The following is a 14,290-nucleotide window of genomic DNA, read 5'->3' on the forward strand; positions in this document are numbered from 1 at the left end:
AACGTCGATGGCAGAGGTTCGAGTGGGGGATCGCTCGAGGTCACCAGGGGCTATTCCGTCCCAGGCACGGCGATGATGGCATCATGCGCCTGTTTTGCCCGACGCGTCAAATGATTTCGTAAAATCAGCAATGAATTGCGTTTGCGGCAAGCTGTTGAAATTGCAGCAGCCGGCTACTGTGCATGGGGTTGTTTTCGATGTTTTGTTTTCGCCTGGGTTACGGCTGGTCCGGCACGAGTTCGGTCAGCGAGCGGATGATGCGGTCGGGCTTGACGGCCGAGCCTTCGGGCAGGCCGTCGCCATGCACGTCGATCCAGATCGAGTAGATGCCGAGGCGCTGCGGCGTCACGACTTCCCATTCCAGATTGTCGCCAATCATCCAGGTGTCTTTCGCGGTGACGCCGAGCGCCTCCATCGCGTGCAGATAGGCGCGCTCCTCGGGCTTGCCGAAACCGTGCTCGCCCTCGATCTGGATGTGATCGAAGCGATGCGCGAGCTCGAAGCGCTCGACCTTGGCGCGCTGCATGTCGGCGGCGCCGTTGGTGACCAGCGCGAGTTTGACGCCGCGTGCCTTGAACGCGTCGATCGCATCATGCGCACCGGGGAACACGAAGATCGCTTCTTCGCGATAGGTCGTGAAGCGGTTGGCGAGGCGATCGGCGAGATCGTCGGAGAGGGCGCGGTGGCCGTCGGCGGCGAGCGCGGCGAAGCCGCCCCGCACCGTGAGCCGCCGTGCCTCGCCAAGCTTCATCCGCCACGCGGCTTCCGCATTCGCCCAGAAGTTTCGTGCGAAGGCCAAAACTGCGGTCGCGACCTGCTGCGGCGGCAGCGGCGCGAGCTCGTCGGCAAATTCTTCTGCGATCGTATTCCAGGCGATCTCGGGCCGGCCGTAGGCCGACAGGATGGTGTCGTCCATGTCGATCAGCATGGCGCGCGGCAGCGGAGGCATCGCGGTGCTCATGGCCATTTCACCTCCGGCGGCAGCGACGACAGGATGGAGTCCACGTTGCCGCCGGTCTTGAGTCCGAAGATGGTGCCGCGGTCGTAGAGCAGGTTGAACTCGACATAGCGTCCGCGCCGGATCAATTGCTCCTCGCGATCCTCCGCGGTCCAGGCGCTCGCGAAATTGCGCCTGACGATGTCAGGGTAGATTTTCTGGAACGCGCGGCCGACATCCTGCGTGAAAGCGAGGTCGGCGTCCCAGTCGCCGCTGTCGTGCCAGTCGTAGAAGATGCCGCCGATGCCGCGCGCCTCTTTGCGGTGCGGCAGGTAGAAATACTCGTCGCACCATTTCTTGTACTTGTCGTAGTCGGCAACGCCGTTCGGGCCCGTGCAGGCCTCCTTCATCGCGGCGTGGAAGGCGAGCGTGTCGGGATCGTCCTGGGTACGCCGGCGGTCGAGCACCGGTGTGAGATCGGCGCCGCCGCCGAACCAGGCTTTTGTGGTGACGACGAAGCGGGTGTTCATGTGCACGGCGGGCACGTGCGGATTGCGCAGATGCGCGATCAGCGAGATGCCGGAGGCCCAGAACTTGGGGTCGTCTGCTGCGCCCGGGATCTGGGCGCGAAACTCGGGCGCGAATTCGCCGTGCACCGTCGAGCAGTGCACGCCGACCTTCTCGAACAGGCGGCCGGACATCATCGACATCACGCCGCCGCCTCCGGGCGCGCCGGTATGATCGGTGCGCTGCCAGGGCGTGCGTTTGAAGCGGCCGGCATCGCCCGGATAAAGGCTTTCCGGCGCGTCATCCTCCAGCCGCTCGAAGCTCGTGCAGATGTCGTCGCGCAAAGCTTCGAACCAGGCGCGGGCGCGCGTCTTGCGGTCTTCGATTGTCGAGATGTCCATGTCCAATTCCAAAACCGGTCTCGTAGAGTGGGCAAAGGCGCTCTTGCGCCGTGCCCACCATATTCACTGTCGTCTTGATTGGTGGGCACGCTTCGCTTTGCCCACCCTACGAAGTCTAACCCTGCGGACCGTAATAGGTGCAGCTCTCGTTGCAACTGTCGCGGTGGATGCTGACGCGGGTGAGCTTGCCGATATGCTGGAGCCGCTCCCAGACAAAGCGCGAGAGGTTTTCCAGCGTCGGTGTGCCCAGCGCCTCGATCTTGTTGAGGTATTTGTGGTCGAGCGTGAGCCGCACGTCGTCGATGGCGCGCTGGACGAGGCCGAGATCGACCACCATGCCGGTCGCAGGGTCCGGCGTGCCGCGCAACGTCACCTCGGCGCGGAAGGAGTGGCCGTGGATCTCCTCGCTCGCGGCGCCAAAGGTCGTTCCCGACAATGAGTGCGCCGCCTCGAAGCGGAACGATTTCGTCAATTCCCACATCTGTCCGAAAACCAATCCTATCTGATGCCGAGCGATTTATGCGTCTGCACGCTCAGCCGCCATTGCGGATGGCGCAGGCAATAGTCGATCGCACGCACGGTGTTTTGGGCAACCTCGGGTCCGTCCATCGGCTGCAGCGAGAAGCGTTCGAAGGCGAGGTCCTCGAAGGTCTCGGGGGCGGCGAGGGCCTGCGGATAGACCAGCTTCAGCTCGTGGCCGCGGCGCTGGACGAGCTCGCTGCCGCCCTTGGGGCTGACGCAGATCCAGTCGAGCCCCTCAGGCGCCGCAATCGTGCCGTTGGTCTCGACGCCGATCTCGAAGCCGCGGGCGTGGAGGGCGTCGATCAGGGCGGCATCGACCTGGAGCAGCGGCTCGCCGCCGGTGAGCACCACGTAACGGTTGTTGTCAGCGGCAGCCGTCCATTGCGCGGCGATGGTGTCGGCGAGTTCCGCGGCCGAGGCATAGCGGCCGCCGAGCGTGCCGTCGGTGCCGACGAAGTCGGTGTCGCAGAATTTGCAGGTCGCGGCCTCGCGGTCGGCTTCGCGGCCGCTCCAGAGGTTGCAGCCGGCAAAGCGGCAGAACACGGACGCGCGCCCGGCATGGGCGCCTTCGCCTTGCAGGGTCAGGAAGATTTCCTTGACCGCGTAACTCAATGGTCTCTCCTCAACATCTCAAACTTGCGGGTTCCGGAGCTGCCGCAGCGCCTCGCCTGCGGCCATCGCCGCGGTCATGGCGACATTGAGCGACCGCAGCCCCGCATTGATCGGGATCACCAGCCGCGCGTCCGCAGCCTCGACCACCGCGTCGGTGACGCCGGCGCTCTCGCGCCCGAATAGCAGGATGTCCGACGTCTGGTAATGAAAATCGCGGTAATCGGTGGCGGCCTTGGTGGTGAACAGCAGCAGGCGGTAGCCCTGTGTCGCACGCCAGTCCTCGAATTTCGACCAGGAGTCGTGGCGGGTCACGCTGACATGATCGAGGTAGTCCATTCCCGCCCGGCGGAACAAGCGGTCGGAGAACGGGAAGCCCGCCGGCTCGATGATATGGGCGGCCATGCCCAGGCAGGCGCAGAGCCTGAGAATCGTGCCGGTGTTCTGGGCGATGTCGGGTTGGAAAAGCGCGATCTGCATGGGCTGTATCGGGGTCGGTGCGGGCCGGAAATGTCTCAATAAAACATCGCTGGCTGCGGAATTCGTGCATTGCACGCCCCCACGCCGTTAGCGGGCTTGCGCTCGCCCGGCAAGGGTGCCAATAGAACGATTCTGGACTGCTGTTTTCGCCTTGTTTCGGTGGGGACAAGTGAAGTTCTGCCGCCGCGGGGGGCCGCGGGCGCCGGCACACTGTTTTGGGGACCTTGGGGGCTCCCGGAACGGTTCCGTCGGCAGCATAAGAAGAAAGGGTTGGAATCGTGACGACAGCGTCTTCGGCGGACCATCCGACACGCCGTGATTTCTTATTCGTTGCAACGGGGGCAGCTGCAGCAGTAGGGGGCGCAGCTGCGCTCTGGCCCTTCATCTCTCAAATGAATCCTGATGCGTCGACCATCGCCGCTGGTGCGCCGATCGAGGTCGATCTCAGCCCGGTCGCCGAGGGGCAGGACATCAAGGTGTTCTGGCGCGGCAAGCCGATCTACGTCAGCCACCGCACCAAGAAGCAGATCGACGAGGCGCGCGCCGTCAACGTGGCGAGCCTGCCCGATCCGCAGTCCGACGAGGCCCGGGTCAAGCCGGGCCACGAGCAGTGGCTGGTCGTGATCGGCATCTGCACCCATCTCGGCTGCATCCCGATCGCTCATGAGGGCAATTACGACGGGTTCTTCTGCCCCTGCCATGGTTCGCAGTACGATTCGTCCGGCCGCATCCGCCAGGGGCCCGCGCCCGCGAACCTGCCGGTGCCGCCGTATCAGTTCGTTTCCGACACCAAAATCCAGATCGGCTGAGCTTCGGGCCTTCGCCCGAAGCTTCGCGCCGTCTCGTCGTTATATTTCCTCAGGATCGCATCATGAGCGGACCATCCGACTACCAGCCGAGCAATCCGGCCCTGCAATGGATCGAGCGACGTCTGCCGATCATCGGTCTCGTCCATTCCTCCTTCGTCGTCTATCCCACCCCGCGCAACCTGAACCACTGGTGGACCTTCGGCGCCATCCTCTCCTTCATGCTGGGGATGCAGATCCTGACCGGCGTGGTCCTGGCGATGCACTACACGCCGCACGCCGATCTCGCCTTCAAGTCGGTCGAGCTGATCGTCCGTGACGTCAATTACGGCTGGCTGCTGCGCAACATGCATGCCTGCGGCGCGTCGATGTTCTTCTTCGCGGTCTACGTCCACATGCTGCGCGGCCTCTATTACGGCTCCTACAAGGAGCCGCGCGAGGTGCTGTGGATCCTCGGCGTCATCATCTACCTCCTGATGATGGCGACGGGCTTCATGGGCTACGTGCTGCCGTGGGGCCAGATGAGCTTCTGGGGCGCCACCGTCATCACCAATCTGTTCTCCGCCATTCCCTATGTCGGCGAGAGCATCGTGACGCTGTTGTGGGGCGGCTATTCGGTCGGCAACCCGACGCTGAACCGCTTCTTCTCGCTGCACTATCTGCTGCCGTTCCTGATCGCTGGCGTCGTCGTGCTCCACGTCTGGGCGCTGCACGTCGCCGGCCAGAACAATCCTGACGGCGTCGAGCCGAAGACGGAAAAGGACACGGTGCCGTTCACGCCGCACGCGACCATCAAGGACGGGTTCGGTGTCGCCTGCTTCCTGCTGCTCTACGCCTGGTTCATCTTCTACATGCCGAACTATCTCGGCGACGCCGACAACTACATTCCGGCGAACCCGGGCGTGACGCCGCCGCACATCGTGCCGGAATGGTATTACCTGCCGTTCTACGCGATCCTGCGTTCGATCCCGAACAAGCTCGCAGGCGTGATCGGGATGTTCTCGGCGATCATCATCCTGTGCTTCCTGCCCTGGCTCGATGCCGCCAAGACCAGGTCGTCGAAGTACCGCCCGCTGGCCAAGCAGTTCTTCTGGATCTTCGTCGCGGTCTGCATCCTGCTCGGCTATCTCGGCGCGCAGCCGCCGGAAGGCATCTACGTGATCGCCGGCCGGGTCCTGACGGTCTGCTATTTCGCCTATTTCCTGATCGTGCTACCGCTGCTCTCGCGCATCGAGACGCCGCGGCCGGTGCCGAACTCGATCTCGGAGGCGATCCTGGCCAAGGGCGGCAAGGCGGTGGCTTCGGTCGCCATCGCGCTCGTTGCCGCCGGCGCGCTGTTCCTCGGCAGCCTTCAGGACGCTCGCGCCTCCGAAGGCAGCGACAGGCCGCCGGGCAACAAATGGTCGTTCTCCGGCCCTTTCGGTAAGTACGACCGCGGCGCGCTCCAGCGCGGCCTGCAGGTCTACAAGGAGGTCTGCTCGAGCTGCCATGGCCTGTCCTACATCGCCTTCCGCAACCTCGCGGAAGCCGGCGGCCCCGGCTATTCGGTGGCGCAGGCAGCGGCGTTTGCCTCCGACTACAAGGTCAAGGATGGCCCGAACGATGCGGGTGACATGTTCGAGCGCCCGGGCCGGCCGGCGGACTATTTCCCCTCGCCATTCCCGAACGAGCAGGCGGCCCGTGCGGCGAACGGCGGTGCGGCGCCGCCCGATCTGTCGCTGATCACCAAGGCGCGCTCCTACGGTCGCGGCTTCCCCTGGTTCATCTTCGACTTCTTCACCCAGTACCAGGAGCAGGGCCCGGACTATGTCGCGGCGGTGCTCCAGGGCTTTGAGGACAAGGTGCCTGAAGGCGTCACCATCCCCGAAGGCTCCTACTACAACAAGTACTTCCCGGGCCACGCCATCAAGATGCCGAAGCCGCTCAGCGACGGCCAGGTAACCTATGGCGACGGCTCGCCGACCACGGTCGCGCAATATTCCAAGGACGTCACCACGTTCCTGATGTGGACCGCCGAGCCCCACATGGAAGCGCGCAAGCGCCTCGGCTTCCAGGTGTTCGTTTTCCTGATCATCTTCGCGGGCCTGATGTACTTCACGAAGAAAAAGGTCTGGGCCGACTCCCACTGAGCGGCGCGCGATCGGAAATGAAGAAGCCCCCGCGAGGGGGCTTTTTTTTGCCCGTGTCCCGGACGCGCTGCAGCGTTCAACGCTGCTGCGCAGAGCATGGACCCAGCATGCTTGTGGCTGGGCCCCCGGATCAGCAACGCACCACCCGCGAAGGGCGGCGCGCTGCATTGCATCCGGGGCACGAGAGTGTGTTGTTTGGCGCGATTGCCTATCGCGCTCCCAGCGGCCAAAATACCTTCAACCGCTCCCCCAGAAACTCATCGGAGGACACCATGGGAACCGCCATCACCTTCAAGCGCCCTGACGGCAAGGACACCTTGGGCTATCTCGCCAACGCCGCGCGCGGCAATGCGCCGGGCGTGGTGGTGATCCAGGAGTGGTGGGGCCTGTCGGATCAGATCAAGGGCCTGTGCGACCGCTTTGCGCTCGCCGGCTTCGATGCGCTGGCGCCTGATCTCTACAAGGGCAAGGTGGTGCCGTATCACGACACGGACGCCGCCGGCAAAGAGATGAACTCGCTCGATTTCATGGACGCCACCACGCAGACCGTGCGCGGCGCCACGCAATATCTGTCGCGCAACGGCGCCAAGGTCGGGCTAACAGGCTTCTGCCTCGGCGGCGCCGTCACCATCATCGGCGCGACCAAGATTCCGGAGCTCGCGGCCGGCGTCGTCTTCTACGGCATCCCACCCGAGCAGGCGGCCAAGCCCGCCGACGTCAAGATCCCGCTCCAGGCCCATTTCGCCAACAAGGACGACTGGTGCACGCCGCAACTGGTCGATGCCTTTGAAAGCGGCATGAAGGCCGCCGGCAAGTCGCTCGAGCTGTTCCGCTATGACGCCGAACACGCCTTCGTCAACGAGCAGCGCCAGGCCGTGCACGACCGCGAGGCCGCCGAGCTCGCCTGGGGCAGGGCGACGGAGTTTTTCAGGAAGCATCTCGGCTGATCGCCTGGAGCCCGGACGGCATCGGGCCCGCCCTTGACGCCGTCCCCGAGCCATGGTGAGTATCCGCCCCATGAGCACCGCCGTCCGCCCAGCCCGTCTTTGGTGGCGCACCTCCTAAAGAGGTGGCCGGTGCGATTTCATTTCTCAGAATCGTCGAAGGTCGCCACGCAGTGCGGCGGCCTGATCGTTTGTCCTGTGTGGCGTTTCCTCGGCAAGTTTCGTAAGAGGACGACATGAACAGGACAGTCTTTGCCCTCCCGGCCCGAAGCGACTACGTGACCCGCGGCGGTCTCGCGATCACGCGCGTCGCGGAGCAGTTCACCGGCGGCGCCAACAGGCTCGACGATCTCATCAACCTGCTCGACCGCCGTCGCGGCGTGGTGCTGTCCTCGGGCACGACCGTGCCCGGCCGCTACGAGAGCTTTGACCTCGGCTTCTCCGATCCGCCGCTCAAGCTCGAGACCACTGGCGTCAATTTCAAGCTGGAAGCGCTCAATGAACGCGGCCAGGTGCTGATCGCCTTCCTCGCAGACGTGCTGCGCGAGCCCTGCGTCGTGATCTCCGAGAAGAGCGCCACGCGGCTTGCCGGCCACATCATCCGCGGCGATGCGCCGGTCGAGGAAGACCAGCGCACGCGGCGCGCCAGCGTGATGTCGCTGGTGCGCGATCTCGTCGCCGCCTTCTCCGCCAACGATGACGGGCTGCTCGGCCTGTTCGGCGCCTTCGCCTACGACCTCGTGTTCCAGATCGAGGACCTCGTGCAGAAGCGCGCACGCGAGCAGGACCAGCGCGATATCGTGCTCTACGTCCCCGATCGCCTGCTCGCCTACGACCGTGCGACCGGCCGCGGCGTGGTGCTGAGTTACGATTTTGCGTGGAAGGGCAAGTCCACCGAAGCTCTGCCGCGCGAGACCGTCGAGAGCCCGTACCTCAAGACGCCGCGCCAGGGCTTTGCCGATCACGCGCCCGGTGAATATCAGGCCACGGTCGAGACCGCGCGCGCGGCTTTCGCGCGCGGCGATCTGTTCGAGGCGGTGCCGGGACAGCTGTTCGCCGAGCCCTGCGATCGCTCGCCGGCGGAAGTGTTCCAACGCCTCTGCGTCATCAACCCGTCGCCCTACGGCGCCCTGATGAATCTCGGCGAGGGCGAGTTTCTCGTCTCCGCCTCGCCGGAAATGTTCGTGCGCTCGGACGGGCGCCGCGTCGAGACCTGCCCGATATCAGGGACGATCGCGCGCGGCACCGATGCGATCGGCGATGCCGAGCAGATCCGCCAGCTGCTGAACTCGGAGAAGGACGAGTTCGAGCTCAACATGTGCACCGACGTCGACCGCAACGACAAGGCGCGCGTTTGCGTGCCCGGCACGATCAAGGTCTTGGCGCGCCGGCAGATCGAGACCTACTCAAAACTGTTCCACACCGTCGATCACGTCGAGGGCATGCTGCGTCCCGGCTTCGACGCGCTCGATGCCTTCCTCACCCATGCCTGGGCGGTGACGGTAACCGGCGCGCCAAAACTCTGGGCGATGCAGTTCGTCGAGGATCACGAGCGTTCGCCGCGGCGCTGGTATGCCGGTGCGATCGGCGCGGTGAATTTCGACGGCAGCATCAACACCGGCCTCACCATCCGCACCATCCGCATGAAGGATGGTCTCGCCGAGGTGCGCGTCGGCGCCACCTGCCTGTTCGATTCCGATCCCGCGGCCGAAGACCGCGAGTGCCAGGTCAAGGCTGCAGCCCTGTTCCAGGCGCTGCGCGGCGATCCGCCAAAGCCGCTCTCGGCCTTCGCGCCCGATGCGACCGGCTCGGGCAAGCAGGTGCTGCTGATCGATCACGACGACAGCTTCGTGCACATGCTGGCCGATTATTTCCGCCAGGTCGGCGCCGACGTCACCGTGGTCCGCCATGTGCATGCGCTCGACATGCTCAAGCGGAAGGCGTGGGATTTGCTGGTGCTGTCGCCCGGACCAGGCAGGCCCGAGGATTTCGGGATCAAGAAGACCATCGATGCGGCGCTGGAGAAGAAGCTACCGGTGTTCGGCGTCTGTCTCGGCGTGCAGGCGATCGGCGAATATTTCGGCGGCGAGCTCGGTCAGCTCACGCACCCCGCGCACGGCCGGCCCTCGCGGGTGCAGGTGCGCGGCGGGCGCCTGATGCGCAATTTGCCGAACGAGATCGTCATCGGCCGCTATCACTCGCTCTATGTCGAGCGCGACAGCATGCCCGAGGTGCTTGATGTCACCGCCAGCACCGAGGACGGCGTCGCGATGGCGCTCGAGCACAAGACGCTGCCCATTGCCGGCGTGCAGTTCCACCCGGAATCGCTGATGTCGCTCAGCGGTGAGGTGGGCCTGAGGATTGTCGAGAATGCGTTCCGGCTGGATGCGCGCGTTGATTGAGAGGCACCAATGACCTTTGACCACGATCTGAAGGCGAGCGTCCGCACCATCGTCGACTATCCCAAGCCGGGGATCATGTTCCGCGACATCACCACGCTGCTCGCGGATGCGCGCGCGTTCCGCCGCGCGGTCGACGAGCTCGTCAATCCCTGGGCCGGCAACAAGATCGACAAGGTCGCCGGCATGGAGGCGCGCGGCTTCATCATCGGCGGCGCGGTGGCGCATCAGCTCTCGGCCGGCTTCGTGCCGATCCGGAAAAAAGGCAAGTTGCCGCACACCACCGTGCGCATTGCCTACTCGCTCGAATACGGCATCGACGAGATGGAGATGCATGTCGACGCGATCCAGCCCGGCGAGCGCGTCATCCTGGTCGACGATCTCATTGCCACCGGCGGCACTGCGGAGGGCGCGGTGAAGCTGCTGCGTCAGATCGGCGCCAATGTGGTCGCCGCCTGCTTCATCGTCGATCTGCCCGATCTCGGCGGCGCCGCCAAGCTGCGCGCGATGGACGTGCCGGTGCGCACGCTGATGACGTTCGAAGGGCATTGAGCCGCGTCGGCGCCCCGGCGATCGTCAGATCGCCTCGGCCTTCAATGCGGCCCGCCAATGCAGCATGCGCTCCTTCAGGAGCGCGTTTCTGACGTAGTCCGTCTCCTCATCTTCCAGCCGCTCGCATTCGCCGAACGTCAGGCCCGCCTCGCCATGCGCTGCCAGGCGGCCTGGAGGGTGCGGCAGGTGTGGCTGCCCTGGCGGAGCGAGAACCAGATGCGGTTCTGGATGGTCTGCAGGTTCGGCGCCTGGCCGACCCAGGCCTCGCCCGATGCCGCGCAGCGGACGACGTAGATGCCCGCAATGGTCTTGCGCTCCTTGTAGGCGGCGATGGCTGCCTTCCGGTCGATGCTCAAGGGGGGGGGGACCTTGCTGAGAGGGATACCGATCTCCGCCTCAATAGGCGCGGTCAGCCCCGCAGTCAATATTATCCGGGTAAAATTATCGCCTCAGGAGCTTTGCAAGATCAGGCTGAGCTCGAGCTCGCGGAAGGCGAGGTAGTTCCGCCGGGTCCACTGGTGCAGCTCGGTGGAGGCGTCCTTCTCCTGGCGCAGATAGCCGGTGAAGGAGAAGTTGAGCCGGTCGATATAGGTCTTGAGGAAGCCGGGTAGCGCGGGCAGGCGGAACAGCCGCCCGGTCGCCATCGCGGCCGGCAGCTCGCCGCGCACGATGTGCTCATTGTCCACCGTGATCAGGTTTATCCGCGGGATTTGTCCGCGCAGCATCTCGTGGGCGCGGGCCGAGACGCGGTCGGTGTCGGCGACGAACAGGATCATCGGCGCGACGTGGCGGCGCGCGGCCTCCTTCAACAGGCCGATCTCGTCGCTCATCTTGAAGAACTCGTCGAAGGCGTGGAAGCCGAGGTCGATCACCTTGGCCATGCCGTCATCGACGATGACGCGGTCCATCAGCTGCATCTTGCCGTAGGTGTCGATCACATCAGCCGTTTCGGTGACCTTCGGCAGATAGTCGAGTAGCGACGGTTCCTTCAGGTTGACGTCGAAGGCCGCGACGTCGCCGTTCTTGAGCAGCAAAAATTCGCTCAAAAGCCGCGCCAGCAGCGTCTTGCCGACCTGCGGGCGGGGCGAGCAGATGATGTAAAGGGGCGTCGCGGGCATCGACAGCTATATCAGGCGAACTCACCGCCCAATCCAGCCGTATCCGCCCGGGCTCTGCAACTATTTTTCGCTGTTGCGGGGGGCGGGCTTCGAACCGACGATGTCGGTCAGCCGGATCCGGTCGAACTCGCTCCAGACATTCGCCAGCCAGTGGCGGACATAGCCGCGCAGCACGAAGGAATAGTTCGCGGCTTCGTCGTTGATGCCCTTGTTGGCGACGAATTTCAGGAACGGGACGGAGGACACCTCGACCTGCTCATAGGCCATTTCGTTGAGCTTGGGGATGGTCAGCTCGGTCGCGTCCTTGATGCGGTGGAAGTAGGAATTGTAGGTCGCCTGGTCCCACTGGAAGAACTGGGTGTCGTTGATGAAGTTCTTCACCAGGAAATATTTTGCGCCCCCCATGAAGCCCGCGGTCTCGGCGATTTCGTCGAGCGACGCGATCGAGGGGCCCAGGATGTGGAACACCGCGAAGGTGATCTGGCCGGCCTTGGCGGCGTCGAGGAAGCCGATGTCGCGCAGCGAGGCCAGCGCCGGCGAGAGCAGGCCGGCGCGGACGTCGATCACGGTCACCGACGGGCTCGCCGCGTTGAGCGTGTCGAAGATCTTCATCTGGTCCGAGGTCGTCATCATGTCGACGATCTCGGTGATCTCGGGGTGAAAGCGCTTCAGGGTTCCGCGCGGCGACTCCGTGTCGAAGGCGCGCGTCGGTACGTTGTTGGCGGAAAAATAATCGAGCAAGGTGCGCGACACCGTGGTCTTGCCCACCCCGCCCTTGTCCGCGCCCACCACAACCACTGCCGGCTTTGCCATTGCTGTCCCCTAACGCGCCCTCCGATTGCGCCTTGCAATCGGTCGGGCCCCAAATCGATGTCCCAAGTCTGCTGTTGGGCGCGAACATGGCAGAAACAAGGGAGAATTCAAATCCTCGGCCTATGGTTGTGGCAATTTCCGAGGTTTTTCCCAATCGCAACGCAACTCTTCGCAAGTCGCTTAAAATCCCGCCCTTAACGACGGCCCCATGGACCCATCGGATTGCCGGCTGCAGTTCCGGAGGGTGCGGGCACGGGCGGCGGACTGGCCGAGCCGCCTGCATCGTCCCAAGGCCCCTGGCGCAACGGCGGCGGGCCGCCCTGCCGCTCCACCTGTGCCTCAGGCTCGTCCGCCTCGTCGGGCGGCGGCAGCGGGCCGGGATCATGGCCGCCGGCGAACTTGACCAGCGCGTCGACCCGGGACTGCACCGAGGGATGGGTCGCGAACAAATCGGCAAAGCCCTCGCGCGGATTGTCGACGCAGAGCTCCATCACCGCCGAGGTCGCGCCCGGCAGCTCGCCGCGGTTCTCGATCTTGCGCAGCGCCGAGATCATGGCGTCCGGATCTTTCGTCAGCTCAACGGAGCCTGCGTCGGCGAGATATTCGCGCGAACGCGACAGCGCGAGCTTCACCACCTGCGACAACAGCCACGCCACCACGATCAGCACGACCGCGATGATGATCACGATCACTGCGCCGCCGCCGGAGCTCTTGCTGTCGCTCGACGACGAGGACGATCGCGACGATGAGGACGAGCCCGACGACCATGAGCCGCCGGAGCCGGAGCTCCAGTTGAAGCTCGTGAACAGGCGGAAGAACAACTCGCCGAAGAAGCCGACCACGCCGGCGATGATGACGGCGACGACCATGAGCTGCACGTCGCCGTTCTTGATGTGGGTCAGCTCGTGGCCCAGCACCGCCTCGATCTCCTTGTCATCAAGCGCATTGAGGAGACCCGTGGTCACGGTGATCGAATATTGCCGCGGATTGAGGCCGGTCGCGAACGCGTTCAGCGCCGGGCTCTCCATGATCTTCAGCTTCGGCATGGTGATGCCGCGCGAGATGCAGAGGTTTTCGAGCAGATTGTAGAGTCGCGGCTCTTCCTGCCGGGTGACGTCGTGGCCGCCGGTCACGGCATCGATCATCGACTGGTGGAAGAAATAGGCGATGACGATCCAGACCGCCGCCGCGATCGTCGCGAACGGCGCGGCGACGATGAGGTCGTGGAAAGCGCGGCTCAGATAGTAGGCGACAGTGCCATTGCTGTTGATGACGACTTCCGCGACCAGCCGCGCCGGCATAGACCAGCACGTAGACCAGCATGAACAGGCCGGCGAGCAGCAGCATCGAACGAAACTTGTTCGAGGCGATGTGCGTGTAGAGACCATACGCGGCCATGACGCGATGCCCTGCCGGCCTATCGGCTCAACTCAGAACTTCACCTGCGGAGTGGCCTCGACTTCGGTGCGGCTGGCGCCGAGATCGAAGAAGTCCTTCTTGGTGAAGCCGAACATGCCGGCGAACAGGGCGGCGGGCATCTGCTGGATGCCGGTGTTGTACTCCTGGACCGCGTTGTTGAAGAAGCGGCGGCTCGCCGCGATCTTGTTCTCGAGGTCGGAGAGCTCACTGGCGAGCTGCTGGAAGTTGGCGTTGGCCTTGAGGTCCGGATAGGCCTCCGACAGCGCGATCAGCCGGCCGAGCGCGCCGGAGAGCTGGTTCTCGGCGGCGGATACCTGTGCCGGTCCCTGCGCCGACATCGCCGAGTTGCGCGCCTTGATGACGTCGTCGAGCGTGCCACGCTCATGCGAGGCATAGCCCTTCACCGTCTCGACCAGGTTCGGGATCAGATCGTGGCGCTGCTTGAGCTGCACGTCGATGTCGGCAAAGGCCTGGCCGACGCGCTGGCTCAGCGCCACCAGCCGGTTGTAGGCGCTGAACGCCAGGAACACGAGGACGACGATGACGCCGAGAACGATCCAGCCGGTCGACATGGAGAACTCCTGAAGGGGGAAGAAGGCGGGCGCAGCCTAGACCAAATTAGCGCAGGACGAGAGCCCGGCGCAGAGGAAGGTA

At 64.6% G+C, this 14,290-nt stretch carries 13 protein-coding genes and 2 pseudogenes; 5 read left to right on the top strand and 10 right to left on the bottom strand.

Going from position 1 to position 14,290, the window contains the following annotated elements; translation table 11 throughout:
• Positions 1-217 precede the first annotated feature (217 nt).
• From J4G43_RS13610 to J4G43_RS13630, 5 genes are all read right to left on the bottom strand, one after another.
• The gene (locus J4G43_RS13610; protein WP_208085103.1) at positions 218-967 is read right to left on the bottom strand and encodes an HAD family hydrolase; all 750 of its coding nucleotides are present in this window, start codon (positions 965-967) and stop codon (positions 218-220) included.
• Complete coding sequence (gene hemF / locus J4G43_RS13615) at positions 958-1,845, bottom strand: oxygen-dependent coproporphyrinogen oxidase (RefSeq protein WP_208085104.1); 888 nt, start codon at positions 1,843-1,845, stop codon at positions 958-960. The genes J4G43_RS13610 and hemF overlap by 10 nt, the downstream gene beginning before the upstream one ends.
• A gap of 115 nt (positions 1,846-1,960) precedes the next feature.
• On the bottom strand, positions 1,961-2,326 hold the full coding sequence (locus tag J4G43_RS13620) for a 6-pyruvoyl trahydropterin synthase family protein (RefSeq protein WP_208085105.1): 366 nt from the start codon (positions 2,324-2,326) through the stop codon (positions 1,961-1,963).
• A 17-nt stretch (positions 2,327-2,343) separates the two neighbouring features.
• A complete protein-coding gene (gene queE, locus J4G43_RS13625; protein WP_063985150.1) occupies positions 2,344-2,979 on the bottom strand; it encodes a 7-carboxy-7-deazaguanine synthase in 636 nt (211 codons plus the stop codon).
• Positions 2,980-2,997: 18 nt separating this feature from the next.
• A complete protein-coding gene (locus J4G43_RS13630) occupies positions 2,998-3,456 on the bottom strand; it encodes a tRNA (cytidine(34)-2'-O)-methyltransferase (protein WP_208085106.1) in 459 nt (152 codons plus the stop codon).
• Between the two features lie 278 nt (positions 3,457-3,734).
• Here J4G43_RS13630 and petA point away from each other — a divergent pair, with 278 nt between their 5' ends.
• The 5 genes from petA (at position 3,735) to J4G43_RS13655 (ending at position 10,286) form a co-directional block, all read left to right on the top strand.
• Positions 3,735-4,265 carry a ubiquinol-cytochrome c reductase iron-sulfur subunit gene (petA, locus tag J4G43_RS13635; RefSeq protein WP_063985148.1) on the top strand — a complete coding sequence of 177 codons (531 nt, stop codon included), beginning with the start codon at positions 3,735-3,737 and terminating at the stop codon, positions 4,263-4,265.
• Between the two features lie 62 nt (positions 4,266-4,327).
• Positions 4,328-6,391: a cytochrome b/c1 gene (gene fbcH / locus J4G43_RS13640; RefSeq protein ID WP_208085107.1), complete on the top strand. Its 2,064-nt coding sequence runs from the start codon at positions 4,328-4,330 to the stop codon at positions 6,389-6,391.
• Between the two features lie 272 nt (positions 6,392-6,663).
• Positions 6,664-7,338 carry a dienelactone hydrolase family protein gene (locus J4G43_RS13645; RefSeq protein WP_208085108.1) on the top strand — a complete coding sequence of 225 codons (675 nt, stop codon included), beginning with the start codon at positions 6,664-6,666 and terminating at the stop codon, positions 7,336-7,338.
• Between the two features lie 233 nt (positions 7,339-7,571).
• Complete coding sequence (locus J4G43_RS13650; RefSeq protein ID WP_208085109.1) at positions 7,572-9,737, top strand: anthranilate synthase component I; 2,166 nt, start codon at positions 7,572-7,574, stop codon at positions 9,735-9,737.
• Positions 9,738-9,746: 9 nt separating this feature from the next.
• Complete coding sequence (locus J4G43_RS13655) at positions 9,747-10,286, top strand: adenine phosphoribosyltransferase (protein WP_038943444.1); 540 nt, start codon at positions 9,747-9,749, stop codon at positions 10,284-10,286.
• A gap of 24 nt (positions 10,287-10,310) precedes the next feature.
• Here the strand turns inward: J4G43_RS13655 and J4G43_RS13660 are convergent.
• The 5 genes and pseudogenes from J4G43_RS13660 to J4G43_RS13680 form a co-directional block, all read right to left on the bottom strand.
• A pseudogene (locus tag J4G43_RS13660) lies at positions 10,311-10,642 on the bottom strand (GIY-YIG nuclease family protein).
• A 93-nt stretch (positions 10,643-10,735) separates the two neighbouring features.
• Positions 10,736-11,404, bottom strand: coding sequence for a hypothetical protein (locus J4G43_RS13665; RefSeq protein ID WP_063985143.1), 669 nt, complete (start codon positions 11,402-11,404; stop codon positions 10,736-10,738).
• 60 nt (positions 11,405-11,464) lie between these two features.
• A complete protein-coding gene (locus J4G43_RS13670; protein ID WP_208085110.1) occupies positions 11,465-12,217 on the bottom strand; it encodes a P-loop NTPase family protein in 753 nt (250 codons plus the stop codon).
• A gap of 194 nt (positions 12,218-12,411) precedes the next feature.
• Positions 12,412-13,615: pseudogene (locus J4G43_RS13675) on the bottom strand (M48 family metallopeptidase).
• A gap of 32 nt (positions 13,616-13,647) precedes the next feature.
• On the bottom strand, positions 13,648-14,208 hold the full coding sequence (locus J4G43_RS13680) for a LemA family protein (RefSeq protein WP_208085111.1): 561 nt from the start codon (positions 14,206-14,208) through the stop codon (positions 13,648-13,650).
• Positions 14,209-14,290: the final 82 nt, after the last annotated feature.

The sequence above is a fragment of the Bradyrhizobium barranii subsp. barranii genome (assembly GCF_017565645.3).
GTDB lineage: Bacteria > Pseudomonadota > Alphaproteobacteria > Rhizobiales > Xanthobacteraceae > Bradyrhizobium > Bradyrhizobium barranii.